At 69.3% G+C, this 17,705-nt stretch carries 16 protein-coding genes; 7 read left to right on the top strand and 9 right to left on the bottom strand.

Going from position 1 to position 17,705, the window contains the following annotated elements:
- The first annotated feature begins 58 nt into the window (after positions 1 to 58).
- The 6 genes from ACFWFP_RS09375 to ACFWFP_RS09350 all read left to right on the top strand — a co-directional run bounded on the left by ACFWFP_RS09375 (position 59) and on the right by ACFWFP_RS09350 (position 6,912).
- Entirely contained in the window at positions 59 to 1,930 is a 1,872-nt protein-coding gene (locus ACFWFP_RS09375; RefSeq protein WP_379294244.1) for a methylmalonyl-CoA mutase family protein, read from the top strand.
- Positions 1,930 to 4,194 (top strand): methylmalonyl-CoA mutase, encoded by a 2,265-nt coding sequence (gene scpA / locus ACFWFP_RS09370; RefSeq protein WP_379294243.1) that lies wholly within the window; start codon positions 1,930 to 1,932, stop codon positions 4,192 to 4,194. The genes ACFWFP_RS09375 and scpA overlap by 1 nt, the downstream gene beginning before the upstream one ends.
- Positions 4,195 to 4,264: 70 nt before the next feature.
- Positions 4,265 to 5,377: a methylmalonyl Co-A mutase-associated GTPase MeaB gene (gene meaB, locus ACFWFP_RS09365; RefSeq protein WP_379295111.1), complete on the top strand. Its 1,113-nt coding sequence runs from the start codon at positions 4,265 to 4,267 to the stop codon at positions 5,375 to 5,377.
- A gap of 184 nt (positions 5,378 to 5,561) precedes the next feature.
- Positions 5,562 to 5,996 (top strand): hypothetical protein, encoded by a 435-nt coding sequence (locus ACFWFP_RS09360; RefSeq protein WP_379294242.1) that lies wholly within the window; start codon positions 5,562 to 5,564, stop codon positions 5,994 to 5,996.
- Positions 5,997 to 6,076: 80 nt separating this feature from the next.
- The gene (locus ACFWFP_RS09355) at positions 6,077 to 6,442 is read left to right on the top strand and encodes an ArsR/SmtB family transcription factor (RefSeq protein WP_379294241.1); all 366 of its coding nucleotides are present in this window, start codon (positions 6,077 to 6,079) and stop codon (positions 6,440 to 6,442) included.
- On the top strand, positions 6,439 to 6,912 hold the full coding sequence (locus tag ACFWFP_RS09350) for an SRPBCC domain-containing protein (RefSeq protein WP_379294240.1): 474 nt from the start codon (positions 6,439 to 6,441) through the stop codon (positions 6,910 to 6,912). The genes ACFWFP_RS09355 and ACFWFP_RS09350 overlap by 4 nt, the downstream gene beginning before the upstream one ends.
- 9 nt (positions 6,913 to 6,921) lie before the next feature.
- Here the strand turns inward: ACFWFP_RS09350 and ACFWFP_RS09345 are convergent, their stop codons facing one another.
- From ACFWFP_RS09345 to ACFWFP_RS09315, 7 genes are all read right to left on the bottom strand, one after another.
- Positions 6,922 to 8,463: a molybdopterin-dependent oxidoreductase gene (locus ACFWFP_RS09345; RefSeq protein ID WP_379294239.1), complete on the bottom strand. Its 1,542-nt coding sequence runs from the start codon at positions 8,461 to 8,463 to the stop codon at positions 6,922 to 6,924.
- 48 nt (positions 8,464 to 8,511) lie between these two features.
- On the bottom strand, positions 8,512 to 9,243 hold the full coding sequence (locus ACFWFP_RS09340; protein WP_379294238.1) for an anti-sigma factor domain-containing protein: 732 nt from the start codon (positions 9,241 to 9,243) through the stop codon (positions 8,512 to 8,514).
- A complete protein-coding gene (gene sigK / locus ACFWFP_RS09335) occupies positions 9,240 to 9,887 on the bottom strand; it encodes an ECF RNA polymerase sigma factor SigK (RefSeq protein WP_379294237.1) in 648 nt (215 codons plus the stop codon). The genes ACFWFP_RS09340 and sigK overlap by 4 nt, the downstream gene beginning before the upstream one ends.
- 110 nt (positions 9,888 to 9,997) lie before the next feature.
- Complete coding sequence (locus ACFWFP_RS09330) at positions 9,998 to 10,645, bottom strand: fasciclin domain-containing protein (RefSeq protein WP_379294236.1); 648 nt, start codon at positions 10,643 to 10,645, stop codon at positions 9,998 to 10,000.
- Between the two features lie 120 nt (positions 10,646 to 10,765).
- Complete coding sequence (locus ACFWFP_RS09325; RefSeq protein WP_379294235.1) at positions 10,766 to 11,659, bottom strand: alpha/beta fold hydrolase; 894 nt, start codon at positions 11,657 to 11,659, stop codon at positions 10,766 to 10,768.
- A gap of 61 nt (positions 11,660 to 11,720) precedes the next feature.
- A complete protein-coding gene (locus tag ACFWFP_RS09320) occupies positions 11,721 to 13,031 on the bottom strand; it encodes a cryptochrome/photolyase family protein (protein WP_379294234.1) in 1,311 nt (436 codons plus the stop codon).
- Positions 13,028 to 13,621 (bottom strand): lipocalin family protein, encoded by a 594-nt coding sequence (locus ACFWFP_RS09315; RefSeq protein WP_379294233.1) that lies wholly within the window; start codon positions 13,619 to 13,621, stop codon positions 13,028 to 13,030. Before ACFWFP_RS09315 ends, ACFWFP_RS09320 begins: the two co-directional genes overlap by 4 nt.
- Before the next feature lie 173 nt (positions 13,622 to 13,794).
- On the opposite strand from ACFWFP_RS09315, the gene ACFWFP_RS09310 reads away from it, so the two are divergent.
- Positions 13,795 to 14,631, top strand: coding sequence for a MerR family transcriptional regulator (locus ACFWFP_RS09310; protein ID WP_379294232.1), 837 nt, complete (start codon positions 13,795 to 13,797; stop codon positions 14,629 to 14,631).
- 168 nt (positions 14,632 to 14,799) lie between these two features.
- Here ACFWFP_RS09310 and ACFWFP_RS09305 read toward each other — a convergent pair whose 3' ends face one another.
- Both ACFWFP_RS09305 and ACFWFP_RS09300 read right to left on the bottom strand, forming a co-directional pair.
- Positions 14,800 to 16,152: a TIGR01777 family oxidoreductase gene (locus ACFWFP_RS09305; RefSeq protein WP_379294231.1), complete on the bottom strand. Its 1,353-nt coding sequence runs from the start codon at positions 16,150 to 16,152 to the stop codon at positions 14,800 to 14,802.
- 13 nt (positions 16,153 to 16,165) lie between these two features.
- Complete coding sequence (locus ACFWFP_RS09300; RefSeq protein ID WP_379294230.1) at positions 16,166 to 17,662, bottom strand: multicopper oxidase family protein; 1,497 nt, start codon at positions 17,660 to 17,662, stop codon at positions 16,166 to 16,168.
- Between the last annotated feature and the right edge of the window lie 43 nt (positions 17,663 to 17,705).

Raw genomic sequence — 17,705 nt, 5'->3', positions numbered from 1 at the left:
TTCACGGACCGGCAGCACACCGGGGTGCGGTCGTCGAATGGAAGAGAGAACAGCAGCTATGCCGATTGGTTCAGAGTCCGGGGCGGGGCTCGCACCGGATCCGGTGCCCGAGTACGCCGCGTGGCGCAAGGGCGTGGCGGGTGTGCTGGCGAAAGCGCGACGGGTCGAGGCTTCCGAGCTCCCCGCCGAACCGGAACATCTGCTCGACGAGACCACCTATGACGGGCTCACGATCGCCCCGCTCTACACCCGCCGCGACGAGCTGCCCGAGCAGCCGCTGCCCGGCGCCTTCCCCTATGTGCGCGGTGGCGACGCCACCCGCGACCCGCAGCGCGGCTGGTTCGTCGGCGCGTTCGCCGGTGAGGACGACGCCGAGGCCACCAACCGGGCGATCCTGACCGGCCTGGAGAACGGCGTGAGCGCGATCGCGCTCGGGGTGGGCGCCTACGGCGTCGCCGTCGACGACATCCCCCTCGCCCTGCGTGGGCTGCTGTTCGAGCTGGCCCCGCTGACGCTGGTGGCGGGCGCGGCGACCGGCACGGCCGCCGAGCGGGTGTTCGACGTCCTCGACGGGTACTCGATCGCCGATCGCGCGCAGATCCGGGTCGGCCTCGGCGCCGCCCCGCTGACCAGTGCCTTCACCGGTGCCGAAGACCTCGACCAGGCCGAGACCGTGGCACTGGCCGTGCGCGCGATCGCCCGGCCCGAGACGGTCCGCGCGATCACGGTGGACGGCATCGCCTTCCACAACGCCGGTGCCGCCGACGCCCAGGAAGTGGGCGCCGCCGTCGCGGCCGGTCTGGCCTATCTGCGCCTGCTGACCGGCGCCGGGGTCGACATCGCCGACGCGTTCGGCCAGCTCGAGTTCCGCTTCGCGGCGACCGACGACCAATTCGCCACCATCGTGAAATTCCGGGCGGCCCGGCGCCTGTGGGCCCGCGTGGCCCAGGTCTCCGGCGCGCCCGCCTTCGGCGCCGCCCCGCAGCACGCGATCACCTCGGCCGCAATGATGACCCAGCGCGACCCCTGGGTGAACCTGTTGCGCACCACGCTCGCCGCGTTCGGCGCCGGCGTCGGCGGTGCCGATTCGGTGACCGTGCTGCCCTTCGACGCGGCCCTGCCCGCGGGCGAACTCGGCGTATCCACGACGTTCTCCCAGCGCCTGGCTCGCAACACCCAGCTGCTGCTGCTCGAGGAATCCCGTCTCGGGCACGTGCAGGACCCGGCCGCCGGATCCTGGTACGTCGACACGCTGACCGACGAACTCGCGGCCAAGGCATGGGAATTCATGCAGGAGCTCGAGTCGGCGGGCGGCTACCTCGCCGCGCTCGACGCCGGTGTGCTCGCGGCCCGGATCGCCGAGACCGCGGCCACGCGCGCCGCCGATGTCGCCCACCGCCGCACCGCGGTCACCGGCGTCAACGAGTTCCCCAACCTCGCCGAGACCCCGCTGTCGGAGCAGGCCCGTGAACCCGGTCCGAACGCGCGCTACGGCGCTGCCTTCGAAGCGCTGCGCAACCGCTCCGATGCCTACCTGGCTGCCAACGGCGCCCGCCCGAAGGCGCTGATCGTGCCGCTCGGCCCGGTGGCCGAACACAACGCGCGCACCATCTTCACCGCGAACGTGTTGGCGTCCGGCGGTATCGAGTCGGTCAACCCCGGCCCGCTCACGATCGACGCCATCGCTGCCGCCGCCGCGGAATCCGGTGCGCGCATCGCGGTGCTGTGCGGTGCCGACAAGCGCTACGGCGAACAGGCGGGAGCCGCCACCGACGCCCTGCGCGCCGCCGGAATCGAGACCGTGCTGCTGGCCGGAGCGGAGAAGTCGGTCGAGCAATTCAGCGGGACGCAGCGTCCCGACGGGTATCTGGCCCTGCGCATCGACGCGGTCGCGGTCCTGTCGCAGCTGCTGGAGAAGGTGGGAGCCTGATGACCACATCCGATATCGAGCACGTCATCGGCAGTTTCGCCGAGGTGCCGCTCACCGACCACGCGTCCGTGGCGGCCGACGTCGACGCCGAGCAGGTCCGCGCGTTCGTGGCCGGCGCGGCGACGGCGAACCACACCACGCCCGAACAGCTGGTCTGGTCGACCCCGGAGGGCATCGACGTTCCGCCGGTGTTCACCAAGGCTGATCGGGATGCTGTTGTCGCACAGGGCTATCCGCTCGACACCGTGCCCGGCATCGCGCCGTTCCTGCGTGGCCCGTACCCGACCATGTACGTGAATCAGCCGTGGACCATCCGCCAGTACGCGGGCTTCTCCACCGCCGCCGATTCCAACGCCTTCTACCGCCGCAACCTGCAAGCGGGTCAGAAGGGACTCTCGGTCGCCTTCGACCTCGCTACGCACCGCGGCTACGACTCCGACCACCCCCGCGTCCAGGGTGACGTCGGCATGGCCGGTGTCGCGATCGACTCGATCCTGGACATGCGCCAGCTCTTCGATCAGATCCCCTTGGATCAGGTGTCGGTGTCGATGACCATGAACGGCGCGGTGCTGCCGATCCTGGCGCTCTACGTCGTCGCCGCCGAAGAGCAGGGCGTGACGCCCGAGCAGCTGGCCGGAACCATTCAGAACGACATTCTGAAAGAGTTCATGGTTCGCAACACCTACATCTACCCGCCCAAGCCCTCGATGCGGATCATCTCCGACATCTTCGCCTTCACCAGTGCGAAGATGCCGAAGTTCAACTCGATCTCCATCTCCGGTTACCACATCCAAGAGGCCGGTGCCACAGCCGATCTGGAGCTGGCCTACACCCTCGCCGACGGGGTGGAGTACATCCGCGCCGGAATCGCCGCGGGCATGGATGTCGACAAGTTCGCGCCGCGCCTGTCGTTCTTCTGGGCCATCGGCATGAACTTCTTCATGGAGGTCGCCAAGCTGCGCGCGGGGCGGCTGCTGTGGAGCGAGCTGGTGTCGAAGTTCGAGCCCAAGAGCGCGAAATCGCTGTCGCTGCGGACACATTCGCAGACCTCGGGCTGGTCGCTGACCGCGCAGGACGCCTACAACAATGTGGCGCGCACCTGCATCGAGGCGATGGCCGCGACCCAGGGGCACACCCAGTCGCTGCACACCAACGCCCTCGACGAAGCCCTGGCCCTGCCGACGGACTTCTCCGCCCGCATCGCCCGCAACACGCAGCTGCTCATCCAGCAGGAATCCAACACCACCCGCCCGATCGATCCGTGGGGCGGCTCGTACTACGTCGAGTGGCTCACCCACCAGCTCGCCGAGCGGGCGCGCGCCCACATCGCCGAGGTCGAGGCGCACGGCGGTATGGCACAGGCGATTTCGGAAGGCATTCCGAAGCTGCGCATCGAAGAGGCCGCCGCGCGAACCCAGGCGCGCATCGACACCGGTCAGCAGCCGGTGATCGGCGTCAACAAGTATCAGGTCGAAGAGGACCACGCGGTGGAGGTCCTCAAGGTCGAGAACTCGCGGGTGCGGGCCGAGCAGATCGAGAAGCTGGAACGGCTTCGCGCCGAACGTGATTCGGCCGCCGTGGAGCAGGCGCTGGCCGAATTGACCCGGGCGGCATCGTCGTCCGAGGGCGGCATGGAGAACAACCTCCTCGCGCTGGCCATCGACGCGGCGCGCGCCAAGGCCACCGTCGGTGAGATCTCCGACGCGCTGGAGAAGGTGTACGGCCGTCATCAGGCCGAAATCCGTACCCTGTCCGGTGTGTACCGTGACGAAGCAGGCAAGGCCACCAACATCGGCGCTGCCATCGCGCTGGTCGAGGAGTTCGGCGAGGCCGAGGGGCGTCGTCCCCGCATCCTGGTCGCCAAGATGGGTCAGGACGGGCACGACCGCGGCCAGAAGGTGATCGCGACCGCGTTCGCCGACCTCGGCATGGACGTCGACGTGGGCCCGCTGTTCCAGACGCCCGAAGAGGTGGCGCGCCAGGCGGCCGACAACGACGTGCACATCGTCGGGGTGTCCTCGCTGGCCGCCGGTCACCTCACGTTGGTGCCCGCGCTGCGCCAGGCACTGGCCGAGGTGGGTCGTCCCGACATCATGGTCATCGTCGGCGGCGTGATCCCGCCCGGTGACTTCGACGAGCTCTACGAGGCCGGTGCGGCAGCGATCTTCCCGCCCGGCACCGTCATCGCCGACGCGGCCATCGACCTGCTGAAGAAGCTGGGCGCGGCACTCGGGCACGAGATCGGTGGCGGCGCACAGGCATGAGCGGTCAGCGCCCGGAGGCGGCAGCCGGCGTAACCACGGAGGGCGCCCGAGCATGCCGCAGTGGAACAGTATGAGCGAGGCCGCACAGGTAGCCGGGGGTGCCGACGCGCATCCCCGGCTCGGGACCACCGCGGGCGTCGGCTCGCCACGGAACGAGGGGCGCACCGCTGTGGGCGTTCGCCGGACGATCGATGTCGACGCGCTGGCCGAGGAGGTCCAGGCGGGGCAGCGCTCGGCGCTGGCCCGCGCGATCACGCTGGTCGAATCCACCCGCTCCGATCACCGGGAACTCGCACAGCAGCTGCTACTGCGGGTGGCGGCCGAACCGGGCGGTGTCGTCTCGAATCGGGTCGGCATCACCGGGGTTCCCGGCGTCGGCAAGTCGACCTTCATCGACGCGCTCGGGATGTACCTGCTGGACAAGGGACATCGCGTCGCGGTCCTCGCGGTCGACCCGTCGTCGACCCGCACCGGTGGCTCGATCCTCGGTGACAAGACCCGCATGGCCCGGCTGTCGCTGGAAGCCGGCGCGTTCATCCGGCCGTCCCCGACGGCGGGCACTCTCGGCGGCGTAGCCAAGGCAACCCGCGAAACGATCGTGCTCCTGGAGGCCGCCGGATACGACGTCATCCTCGTGGAGACCGTCGGCGTCGGCCAATCCGAGGTGACCGTCGCCAATATGGTCGACGTGTTCTGCTTCCTCACCCTGGCCCGCACCGGAGATCAGCTGCAGGGCATCAAGAAAGGCGTGCTCGAACTCGCCGAACTCGTCGCCGTGAACAAGGCCGACGGCAAACACGAGATCGAAGCCAAAGGCGCCGCCCGTGAACTGGCGGGCGCCCTGCGCCTGATCCACCCGCACGACGCACTGTGGAAGCCACCGGTGCTCACCATGAGCGGTCTGGAAGGCGTCGGCCTCGACAAGTTCTGGGATACCGTCCTCGACCACCGCCGAGTCCTCACCGAGGCAGGCGAATTCGCCGAGAAGCGCCGCCGCCAGCAGGTCGACTGGACCTGGACCATGGTCCACGACCAGATCCTGCGCCGCCTCGCCGACAACCCGAACGTGAAAGAGGTTCGCGCGCGGGTGGAAGCGGATGTTCGCGCGGGATCGCTCACCCCCGCCCTCGCCGCCGAGGCGATCCTGACCGCCTTCGACGGGGAATCCGCGCCTACCGCGTGACTGTGGGTTCGCTGGCGCGGTCGATAGCCGGTCGATCGGATGCCCTCGCGTACTGTCTGCGCAGGTAGGCCGGGATGATGTCGGCAGGATAGTCGGTTGAACGATGATTTGCCAGCTGTTGTCTGGTGGAGTTTTCGTGGACCGTGGAAGGTGGAAGCGAAAGCCTGCCCCCTAGGAGGCGCTGATGGCGATCTTCCGCACGGACCGAACGATCGGTAGCGACCGCACCCCCGAGCGCGCCACTCTCGGCGACGACGGCCGGTGGCGCCTCACCTGGCTTCCCGAGCTCCCGCTCACGCCCGAGCAGGCGATCGCGGGCATTCGCCTGGACGAGATCCTCAGCGACCCCGCGCTGATCAACGACCGCATGGCCATCGCCGAAGCCACCACCTGCGCCGACCGTATCGGCATCATCCTCGACCAAGCGGTGATTCGCCTGTGGAAAAGCATCATCGGTTCCCTGGCCCTGTGTGCTGTCCTGGTGACGAGAATCGGCCTCGGGCCGAGGGTGCGGGTGCGCAGGTTCGGGTTCGACGGCGCGATTCGGGCACCGGGGCGGTTCACGACCATCGGATACGGCGGACGGCGATCGCCAGGGTGGCGCAGAGGGTGGCCATGACGATCGAGGTGGCGGGGTAACCCCAGGCCTTTCGAAACCGGGGGTTGCGCAGATCGCCGCTGCTGTGAATACTTAGGTATGTGCCTAAGTATTCGAGCGACGAACCGGACGGAGGACTCGACAGTGTCTTTCGGGCATTGGCCGATCCGACTCGTCGCGCGATCGTGGAACGGCTGGCGCGTGGGCCCGCCTCGGTGTCGGATCTCGCCGCACCGTTCGAGGTCGCGCTGCCGACGATCGTGCAGCACTTGAAAGCGCTCGAGGCCGGTCGCATTGTCAGCTCGGCGAAGATCGGCCGCGTGCGCACCTACCAGTTGGTGCCGGATGCCTTCGGCCCGGCGATCGACTGGCTGCACGGCCAACGTCCACCGGCGCAACGGCAGGTGGACCGGCTCACGGCACTGCTCGTGGAATCGACCAGAAACTCAGAAGGAGAACAACAATGACCGACACGGTGACCCGCTCCGTCAACCACGCCCAGTTCACCATCGAACGCGAGGTGCCCGTCGCGCCCGCCGTCGTCTTCGAAGCCTTCGCCGACCCCGAAGTGAAGGCGAAGTGGTTCGGCGGCGAGGAAGGCTGGGAGCAGGGCGAGTCCTCGATCGACTTCGAGGTGGGCGGCCGCGAGATCAACGAAGGTACCTTCCAGAAGAAGGTGACCTCCCGCTTCGTCGCCACCTACACCGATATCGTCGACAACGAACGCCTCGTCTACACCTACGACATGTGGCTCGACGGCTCCCACATCTCCACCTCGGTGGCCACCTGGGAATTCGAACCCACCACCGTCGGCACCAAACTCACCCTCGTCGAATTCGGCGCCCACCTCGACGGTTTCGATACCGGCGCCCAGCGCGAGGAAGGCACCCTCGGCATCGTCGACGCCCTCGTGAACTATCTCGTCGGCCAGGCCTGAGCACCCGGTTCATCGCACCATGACAACGCGGGAGTGCCTGCCCGTCGCGCCGTCGGGGAACGGGGTCGCTCTGGCGTCGGTCTGCACCGCCCCGGTGGCGTCGACCGCGCGCACGCGCAGGGCGTGCGTGCCGGGTGGGGCATCCCACGTCCAGGTCCACTGGCGCCAGGTATCGAGGGAGTAGGCGGCGGCGAGTGTGGTCGGTTGCCACGGTCCGTCGTCGACCTGGACTTCCACGGCCTCGATCCCACGGCCCTGGGCCCACGCCACGCCTGCCACGATCACTGGTCCGGCGTCGAGGTGGGCGAAGGCCGCGGGGACATCGATGCGGGATGCGGTCTTGATGGGTGCCCGAGTCGCCCAGCCGCGTTGTGTCCAGTACGCCTGAGCGCGGTCGAACCTGGTGAGTTCCAGATCGACAACCCACTTGGTGGCCGAGACATATCCGTAGAGGCCGGGCACGATCATCCGCGCCGGGTAGCCGTGAGCGACGGGCAGCGGCTCGCCGTTCATCGCGACGGCGAGCAGGGCGTCGGGGTTGCCGAGCACGGCGGCCGATGGTGTGCTCGCGGTGAACCCGTCGACGCTGCGCGACAGGACCATATCGGCGTCAGGGGAGGGTCCTGCCTCGGCCAGGAGATCGGCCAGGCGGTATCCGGTCCACAGCGCGGTCCCGGCGAGCTCGCCACCGACCTCGTTCGACACGCAGGTGAGCGTGATGAGCGACTCGACCGCACGCCGGGTGCTCAATTCGTCGAAGTCGAGACGGATCTCGCGCTCCACCATCCCGTGGATGCGCAACCGCCACTGCGCGCGAGTCAACGACGGAAGCTGCAGCGCGGTGTCGACGCGATAGAAATCCTGTGCGGGAGTGATGAATCGGGTGAGGCCGGGCACGACTCTGTCCATCTCGGGGGTGACCGGCGGCACCGGGGCGGCGACCCAAGGGAGCACGAAAGCCGCCCGGTCGGCGGCGATATCGCGCAGCCGGGCGCCGATGACCCGGCCCGCCGCGCCCGCCGCCACGGCGCCGGCCGCCACCGCGGACAGCGCGAGCAGGAACCCGCGCCGCGTCGGCTCGGCCTGCCGGTCGACTTCGGCGGGCACGAGGAACAGCGCACACAGCGCCACCATCCCCGCCAGTGACCCGACCACCGCCGGAACGACGAACAGCGGTGTGGCGGTGGGCCGGAGCAGTGCCAAGCCCCCGACGGTGATACCGAGAGCACCGAGCAGCCCGGCCGCCCATGCCGGGCTGCGGCGGGCCACCTGGCCGATCATCGCGGCAGCCACCGCCATGACCGCAGCCATCGTGACGGCCAGCGCCAGTTTGTCGTTGGTGCCGAACCAGCGGATCGCGCTGTCTTTCAACCACTTCGGCGTGTGATCGACCACGGTGGCACCGAGGACGAAGAAGGGGGAGGAAGCCGGGTCGATGACCACGGCGACGAGGTGCCCGACCCCGAGGACCAGCGCCGCGGCGGCCGCGGCCGCGACTGCCGCGGCGAGCCGGCCGGGATGGCGGTGCGTGAAGCTGAAACGGCGGACCATGCTGTCACTCCTGGGATCTCGAGTGTCGGCATGGCCCGCCGCAGCGGGTCAGCCGACTGTCATGCTGACGATCGGCGAGGTGGTCGGCCCGGGCGAACCACCGGCGGGTTCGACCGTCACCGCGAGCGTGTCGGCGACATCGACGGCGGTCACGACCGAGGCCGGACCGTCCATCACCGCCACCGATTTCGGTGTACCCGCGCGTATCAGCCACAGCTGGTACGCGCGATCGGCAGGCAGCGCGGGCATGTCCTGGAACGACACCGCGGCCGCGCCCAGTGACTCCGACTCGTACACCGTCATCGCGCCGCCACCGGTGACGGCCACCGAGGACTCCCGGCTGTCGGGCTGGTCGAGCACCTGCTGCGCGGTAACCGCACCCGTACCGTCGTTCGCGCGTTCCATCACCACCCCGATACCGACACCGGCGCCGACCGCGACGATCGCCGCGGCGGCGACGGTCAGCCATCGAAGGTGCCACCGGTTGCCGGGCGCGCCGCGCCGGGCGAGCGGATGCGCCTGTGTGTCGTAGCGGTCCAGCGCGCGCATCAGCGCGGATTCCAGGCGTGCCGGTGGCGGGACCGAGTCGAACACGGTCAGGTCCGCCATCGTCTCCTGGATGCGGTGGACAACGGCCTGGAACTCGGCCGCGCGGTCGGGTCCAGCGGCGGCGAGCCACTCCTCGAGTGCCTGTCGTTGTGGCGGATCCAGCGCGTCGATGGCATAGGGGTACGCCTCGTCCAGCCACGACCAAGGGGTCCGCCGATCGGTCTCGCTCATCGGGTATTCCCTCCGGTCAAACAGTTCTCGAGCCTTTTCAGGCCATCTTTGATGCGGCTCTTCACCGTCGGCAACGGCACCGACAAGGTCTCGGAGACCTCGACGTAGGTGCGCCCGCCGTAGTACGCCAGCGCCACCGCTTGGCGTTGGAGTTCGGTCATGGTCTGCAGACAGTCCAGCACCGACTGCTCATCGAGTCGCTGGGTGACCTCCTCGGCCACGACGTCGTGGTCGCGGCCGAGGTGGGCGTGGCCGAACACGATGTCGCGCCGGGTGGCCGACTGTTCGGCCCGTACCCGGTCGACCGCACGCCGGTGGGTCAGCATCATCAGCCAGCCGATCGGGCTGGCCTTGGTGGCGTCGTACTGTCCGGCCAGCGACCAGACCTGAAGGAACACCTCCTGGGCGATGTCCTCGGCGGCACCGTGGTTGCGCACCACGCGCAGCGCGAGCCCGAACACCCGCGCACTGGTGGCGCGGTAGAACTCGGCGAACGCCGTCCGATCGCCTGCCGCGACATCGTCGAGCAGGTCGACCAGCCGCTCTTGGACGGCACGGTCGCCTCGCTCGCCCGTCGGGCAGGCCGGAGCGGGCTCGGTGACCGATCGCAGGTTGATCGGTGCGGAGCCGCGCCGGGCCGTCATCGGGTGGTCCCTGCTTGCATCAGCATGAGAGGGATTTCGGCCTGCCTTCGGGTTCGGATGGGCGCCGCCGAGATATTTCCGCGGCGACGCCGGAAAAAGCGCCGTCGTCATCACGGCGCGGGCGGCATCAGCACGCTGTCGATCATGTACACGGTGGCGTTCGCGGTGTGCACGCCACCGCAGATCACGTTCGCGTCGCCGACCTTCAGCGTGTCACCCGAGCCGCTGACTGTCACGTCGGCGCCCTGGACTGTCTTGTGCGTGCCCGCGATGCTCTGCGGTGAGATCTGGCCCGGCACCACGTGATAGGTGAGGATCGAGGTGAGGGTAGCCGAGTCGGTCTTCAGCGTGTCGATCGTGGCCGGATCGATCTTCGCGAACGCCGAGTCGACGGGCGCGAAGACGGTGAACTGGCCACCGTTGAGGGTGTCGACGAGATTGACATCGGGATTGAGTTTGCCCGAGACCGCCGAGACCAGCGTGGTGAGCATCGGGTTGCTGGACGCGGCGACGGCCACCGGCTCCTGGGCCATTCCGCTGACCGAGCCGGGACCGCTGGGCACCTGGGCGGCGTATGCCGCGCAACCGGGCCCGACGAGGTCGGCAGCGGCGGATGCGCCGGTGCTGGTGGGCGCCGACGTCATCGGCGCGGAGGAAGACGCGGCCGTGGTGCTCGAGCTGTCGTCGGAACAGGCCGCGAGGCCGAGTGCCGAGCCGAGGAGCATCGCCGCCACGAGGGCTTTTGGCAAGGATCGCATGGTGTTTCCGTCACTTCCGTCGAGGCGGCGAGGTGCCGCGTAGATGCTGAATGCAACGGAGTTCGGCTGGCTCGGCGGTTCGGACTGCCGAGGATGGCCGTGGATATTCTCGGGCCGGCGCTAGCCTCGGCCCGCACCGTCTTCGACCACCGATTCCGGGTGGAGCAGCAGCATGGCGGCGAGCAGGCGGTCGCCGGCGGTGTCGGGAAGTTCGTGGCCGACGCCGGTCAGCGGAAGCAGATCGGCGCCGGGGATCTCACGAGCCAAGGCCTGTCCGTTGCCGTAGGGAAAGAACGGGTCATCGGTGCCGTGCGCGACGAGGGTCGGCACGGCGATCTCGTCCAGACGTTCCCGCCACCGGTCGCCGGACTCGACATATGCCAGATTGAGCACGCTCGAGGCCATGTCGGTGGTGCGGTCGACCATGTGGGTCGCCTGCCGGCGTGCCCGCTGTTCATCGAATCCGTGGGTGCCCGCGCGGACCCGGGCCTGCTCCACGCCGTAGTCGATCACCGCCGCCCGGTCGGACCAGTCCGGGTGGGGTCTTTCGGTGAAGAACGCCATGATCCGGTCCGAGTGTTCGGGCAGATCCGGGTCCGCCGGGCCGGGGGCGGTGGGACGGGTGTTGATCAGCGTCAGGGCAGACACCCGATCGGGGTGGTCGAGGGCGGCGAGCTGGCAGATCCATCCGGCCACCGAGAAGCCCACCAGGTGGGCTCGCGGAAGTTCGAAGGCATCCATCAGCCCGACGAGGTCCGCGACCAGATCTCGGAGGGTGTATCCGGGATCGCCCGGCGGGTAGGCGGTCGACCGGCCGGTATCGCGAATGTCGTAGCGCAGCACGAACCGGCCCGCGTCGGCGAGCCGGTCGCAGAACTGGTCCTCCCAGAACAGTCTCGCCGTGCTCGGCAGCAGCACCGGCGGCTGGTGCCGGTCCCCGAAGGTGCTCACACACAGTTCGACATCGCCGACGGTGACCATGTGCTCGGACGATTCCTGACCATGAAGCGGCATGGCGACTCCTCTGCGGTTGCGTCTCTGGATGAGACGACCTCCGCAGCCCCAACTCATCGGTCTAGCTGCCCACGCAGTCGATGATCGGTGCGGGATAGTCCCGCGGGTCGATGGCCGCGCGCCACGGTCGGTGAATGCTCGCGCCGGGTAGCTGCGCCAGTTCGGGCAGCCACCGCCGCACATACACGCCGTCGGGGTCGTAGCGGTCGGCCTGGCGCAGCGGATTGAGTACCCGGTTGGGCCGGGTGTCGGTGCCGGTGCCGGCGACCCACTGCCAGTTGAGCTGATTGTTGGCGAGGTCGGCATCGACGAGCCAGCGCAGGAAATGCGCCGCGCCGACCCGCCAATCCTGGCGCAGCGATTTGGCGAGGAAGCTGGCCGCGATCAACCGCGCTCGCCCCGGCATCCAGCCTTCGGCGCGCAGCTGTCGCATGCCCGCGTCGACGATCGGGTAGCCGGTGCGCCCGTCTCGCCACGCCGTGACGGCCTGTTCGTCGTCGGGGCCCGCGGTCGCCCGCGTGCGGTAGTCCGACCAGGCGGCATCGGGGCGGGCGGCGAGGACTTGGTGGTGGAAGTCGCGCCAGGCCAGCTGCCGGACGAAGGCGAGGCCGCCCTCGTCGGCCGTATCGACCCGGCGCACCACCTCGGTGGGGGACAGGCACCCGAAGTGCAGGTACGGCGAGAGCCGGGAGGTGGCGTCGGCGGCGAGATCGTCGTTGTCGCGGGCATAGTCGGCGATCGGGCCGTCGAGCCAGTCGTGCAGTAGCGCACGTCCGGTGGACTCCCCGCCGACCCGCAACTGTGGCGAGGGCTGCCCGGAACCGAGATCCGCAGGCCGAGGCAACGGCTCGCTCCGGATCGGTGGCACCGACAGCGACCGGGGCGCGGGTAGCGGGGTGCGGCGGTGGGCCGCGCTCCAGCGCCGGAAGTAGGGGGTGAAGACGGCGAAGTGATCGCGACCGGTCGACGGCACCAGTTCGGCGGATGTGGCTGTGACAGAACCGGAGTGGCAGTGCACGGCGATGTCCGGATTGCGGCGCAACGCCTGCTCGCGCTGCCTGCTGTAGCGGCTGACATCCTCGGCCAGGTGCACGCTTGTGGCGCCGGTCTCCTCGATCACCCTGTCGAGCACCTCGGTCACCGCGCCACGGCGCACGACGAGTGTGCCGCCGAGGGCGCGCAGCTCCTTGTCGAGTTCGGCGAGGGCGGCGGCGAGGAAGTGCGCGCGATTGGGCGGACAGCGATCGGGCACCAGCACCTCGTCGACGACGAACAGCGGAACCACGCGCTCGGCCTCGCGCGCGGCCGCGGTGAGCACCGGATTGTCGTGAACGCGCAGGTCACGGGTGAACAGAGCGATCGCGACGCTCATCGTGCGCAGAGGGGCAGCACACCCTCGCGGCCGCCGGTGGTGGGTGAGGTGAGGTAGACGCACGGGTCCTGGCCCGCGATCCTGATCGCCTCGTCGATCCGCTGCCAGGTGCTCTCGTCCAGGGCCGGGGTGCGGGAGAGGACGAAACCCGACAGCCTGCTCGGTGACGTGACCAGGGCCCACGAGTAGTCCGGTCCGAGCGCGGTCACCAGGTAGTTGGTCGGTCCCTCGCGCCCGTCCTGGCCGATGACGCCCGGAAAGCTCACGTGCAGCTGCGCGTTGGTGACCGGGTCGTTGACGATCGCGGTACCGCGGATCTCGTCGACGCCGCCGCTCCAGGTGTGGCAACGATTGTGGACGGCGATGTCGCCGCGCGCGTCGAGGCTGTAGTTCGCGGAGGTGTCGCGTGCGCAATTGAGGTTGAACACCTGCGGTATTGCCGCGAGTTGATGCCAATCGCCGAGATAGCGGTCGAGGTCGAGACTCGGCACCGGTGCGGGTGGCTCGGCGGCCGCGGTACCGGAGCCTGCCGCGCAGAGGCCGGCGACGATCAGCAAGGCGGTGGTCCACGGGCCGAATCGGGTGCGCACAGGAAACTCCTCGCGGTAGTCGGTGTTCTTCCATGCTAACAGCAATTGATGCACTATTGATGCATGATATGCGCGGTTCGACGGGTTGCCGGTTCGACGGGTAGGACCTGGCGCCGACGCGCGGAGGCCGGGCCGTGACGCGCCGGTCGGGGCGTTCCGGGCAGAATGAGGCGATGCCCGCCGGTTCTGCTCCTGTCTCCGCCGCGGCCGGATTCACGGTGCGCGCGGTGGCCGACCGTCTCGGCATCCCGACCGCGACCCTGCGGAGCTGGAATCGCCGCTACGGCATCGGTCCCGCCCAGGACCGGCCGGGCCGCCATCGGCTCTACACCGACACCGATATCGCCGTGCTCGAGAACATGCTCGAGCTGATCTCCGGGGGCGCGAGTCCCGCCGGAGCCGCGGCGGCGGCCCGTGGGCCTGCCCCGGTCCTCGGTGACCGCGCAAGCCTGCTCGACGCGGCGTTCGCGCTCGATACCACCACCGTCTGCGCCCATCTGGACGCCCATGTGCGGGCTCATGGCGTCGTACAGACCTGGGAGAGCCTGTGCCGCCCCGCTTTCACCGATATCGTCGCGCGCCAGGGCGGCGGCGAGGGATGCATCGATGTCGAACACCTGCTGTCGTGGTCGATCGCGGCGGTCATGCAGCAGGTGAAGCCGGCGCGGAGCAGCGCGCCGGTGCTGCTCGCGTGTACGAGCGGCGAAACGCATTCGCTCCCGCTCGACGTGCTGCGTGCCGCCTTGGCGCAGGCCGGGGTCGGTGCGCGCATGCTGGGCGCTGATGTGCCGACGGTCGCGTTGTCCGATGCGCTCGCCCGGCATGCGAACGAGGCCTCGGTGCTGCTGTGGTCACAACGTGAGTCGACGGCGTTGACCTCGGCGGTGCTGGCCTGCTCGGGAGCCGGTGCCCGGGTGCTCGTCGGCGGGCCGGGCTGGGAGGCCGTGCTGCTGCCCGACACCGTGGAGCGAATCGGCAGCCTGGCGGCCGCGGTCGACGCGCTGCGCTGAATGGCCTTCGGGTACACCGTGTTTCCGTATCGGCGTCGCCGATCGGCCGTCTTTCCCGTTGCGCACAACCGTGAAATCTGACGGAGTCGCCAGTGAACGATGCACGGCTGATGCGTTCGAACCCGTTGACGCGCATCGCCCGCTCGTGACGACCGGCGCCGGAACGCGTCAGCTCGCGGTCCGCCCGAGCAGGTGCCGCAGCGTCTGCTCCACATCCTCGGTCCGGAAGATGTGCCCGGCCTTCAACAGCTGGGTCGGCATCACCCGCTGACTGGCCTCGGCGAGTTCGCGCGCACCCTGCTTGCCCAGCAGGACCGCCGGACCGAAGCTCGGGACCGGCAGCAGCGCCGGGCGATGCAGCACTCGGGCCAGCACACGGGTGTACTCGCTGTTGCGAACCGGCTGTGGCGCCACGGCATTGACGGGGCCGGCCAGCGTGCCGTCCCAGAGAGCGCGATGGTAGACATCGACGAGATCGTCGATACCGATCCACGACAACCACTGGCGGCCGTCCCCGATCCGCCCGCCGAGACCGGCGCCGAACAACGGCCGCAGCAATCGCAGGGTGCCCCCACGCGGCGACTGCACGATGCCGGTGCGCACCCGCACGACGCGGACCCCACCTACCGCGGCGGGCTCACACGCGTCCTCCCATCGTTCGACCACATCGGCGAGGAATCCGTCGCCGCGCTCGGACTTCTCGGTCAGTGCCTGCTCGCCCCGGTCATAGCCGTAGTAGCCGATGGCGGAAGCGCTGACGAAGGTGTCGACGCCCGAGGCCGCGGCCAGCTCGGCGAGCCGCCGGGTCGGCTCGATGCGGCTGTCGGCCACCGCACGCCGGTGCGCGGCGGTGAATCGGCCCGCGATGGACGCCCCGGCCAGATGCACCACGGCATCGATGTCGGCGAGCAGGTCGGCGGCGGGCGCGGCGGGATCCCATTGTCGTTCGTCGGGATGACGCGCCGGATGACGGACCAACCGCACCACGCGGTGCCCGCCGGTGCTGAGGAAGGCGCTCAGCGCGGAGCCGACCAGCCCCGACGCGCCGGTCATCGCGACCGTCGTCGGTGGTAGGCCGGACTCCGCCGCACGGCGGTGGCTCGCCAGATCATCGGTGAGCTGGCGATAGCGGTAGTCGAACATCGGCCGCAACACCGACTCCGGAATCGGGGTCCGCACCCGATCGATGACGCGGGTGTGCGTGTCGTCGACCTCGGCGAACTCGTGGACGTGCTGCCACGGCAACAGCCGGGAGACCGGCAACGAGGCCGGTCCGCCCGCCGCGACGGCGTCGGCGAACCGCTCGGGCGGCCGATACTGCTCGGGGTCGTGTTGAGCGATCCAGCGCAGCCCTCCGGGCAGGCCGAGCACCGCTCGCCCGGTGGCCAGCGAATCGGCCTCGGCGATCAGGGTGACCGGCTGCCACGGTGGCGCCAATCGCGTGAACGCACCGCGACGGGCGAACCAGGCGAACACGTCGGCCCGGGGTGTTGCAACGATGTCAGAACACTCGATGCCCATCACTCGACTGTAGTCACGATCCGCCGTGATCCATGGCTCCCATGTCCATCGGGGCAGGTGCGGGTCGCTGCCCGGGCGCCAGCACCAGGAATTGGCCCATCATGCCCTGGTCTTCGTGGTGGAGCAGGTGGCAGTGGTACATGTACGGATAGGTGGGGTCGGTGTGGTCGGCGAAATGCATGGCCAGGGTGTAGGTGGTGCCCGGGACGGTGTAGACGGTGTCCTTCCAGCCGGAAAGCGCTGGGGGAGGCGGTGTTCCGTTGACTGCCACGATCTGGAACTGGACGTCGTGGACGTGGAAGTTGTGCGGCCAGTTGTCCTTGTTGCGGACCGTCCAGACTTCGGTGGTGTCGACGGGGACGGTCATGTCGATGCGGTTCATGTCCATCCGGCGGTTGTTGATCATGAACCACTGGAGGTCGAACGAACGGGTCGGTGGGGTGGTCGCGGCGGCGAGGGCGGGCATCGGAATCAGCGCCGTCGGCATCGCGGCCGAAGGTCGCAGGGCTGCGGCGCCACGCAGTGCCAGGATGTCGAAGGTGTCGTCGAAGCCGAACTCGCCCGCGCGGTCGATACCCGCGCGCTCGGTGATCGGCAGCGAGCGTAACGTGACGTTCTCGCCCGGACCGAGGGCGACCACCAGCTCGGCACGCTCGCCAGGGCTGAGCTGAATCCGGTTCAGCGCAACAGGTTCCGGGAGCAGACCGCCGTCGGTGGCGATGAGCTGGAAAGTTCTGCCGTCGCCGAAGGCGAGCTGGTAGAGGCGGCCCGACGAGCCGTTGAGAATCCGCAACCGGACCCGCTCGGTGGTGACGGACAGATGGGCGTTCGCGATGCCGTTGGTGACGATCGTGTCGCCGAGCAGGCCGACATCGGTGGCGTCGGATTCGTCGAGGGTGCCGTCGGCGGTGAACCGGCGGTCCTGGATCACCAGCGGAATGTCGTCGACACCATAGTCTCGGGGGAGATTCAGGGCGTCCGACGCGTCGTCGTCGATCAGGAAGAAGCCGGAAAGGCCACGCTGGACATGCTTTTCGGTCGCGCCGTGCGGATGTGGGTGGTACCAGAGCGTCGCAGCCTGCTGCCGCACCGTCCAGTTCGGCGTCCACATCCCGCCCGGCGCGATCATCTGATGGGGGCCACCGTCGAACTTCGCGGGCAGGTGCATGCCGTGCCAGTGCACCGAGGTGGGCTCGGGGAGGTCGTTGGTGATGGTGAAGGCGACCTCCTCGCCGCGTCGAGCCCGCACGGTGGGGCCGAGGACGGAACCGCTGTAGCCCCATGTCGGGGTCTGCTTGCCCCGGATCATCTCGGTCGTGCCCGCCTGTGCCCGCAGCGTGAATCGGCGGATGCCGTCCGCGCCGACGGTGGACGCGGCCAGCGGTGGGATCGGCAGCGGCCGGGTCGAGCCGGTTGCCGGACCGGGTGCCGAGGGTCGGATCGAACACCCGGCCGCGTACGCCACCGGTGCGAGGGCGAGCCCGGTGAGAAATCCTCGTCGCGAGACCACGTGTGCTCCTTCTGTGCGGGAACCTCCAGCTTCGTTCGGCCGT

Source organism: Nocardia sp. NPDC060249, assembly GCF_042728755.1.
Classification (GTDB): Bacteria; Actinomycetota; Actinomycetes; order Mycobacteriales; family Mycobacteriaceae; genus Nocardia.
The sequence above is the reverse complement of the archived record's forward strand: the minus strand, read 5'-3'. Positions and strand labels throughout refer to the sequence as shown.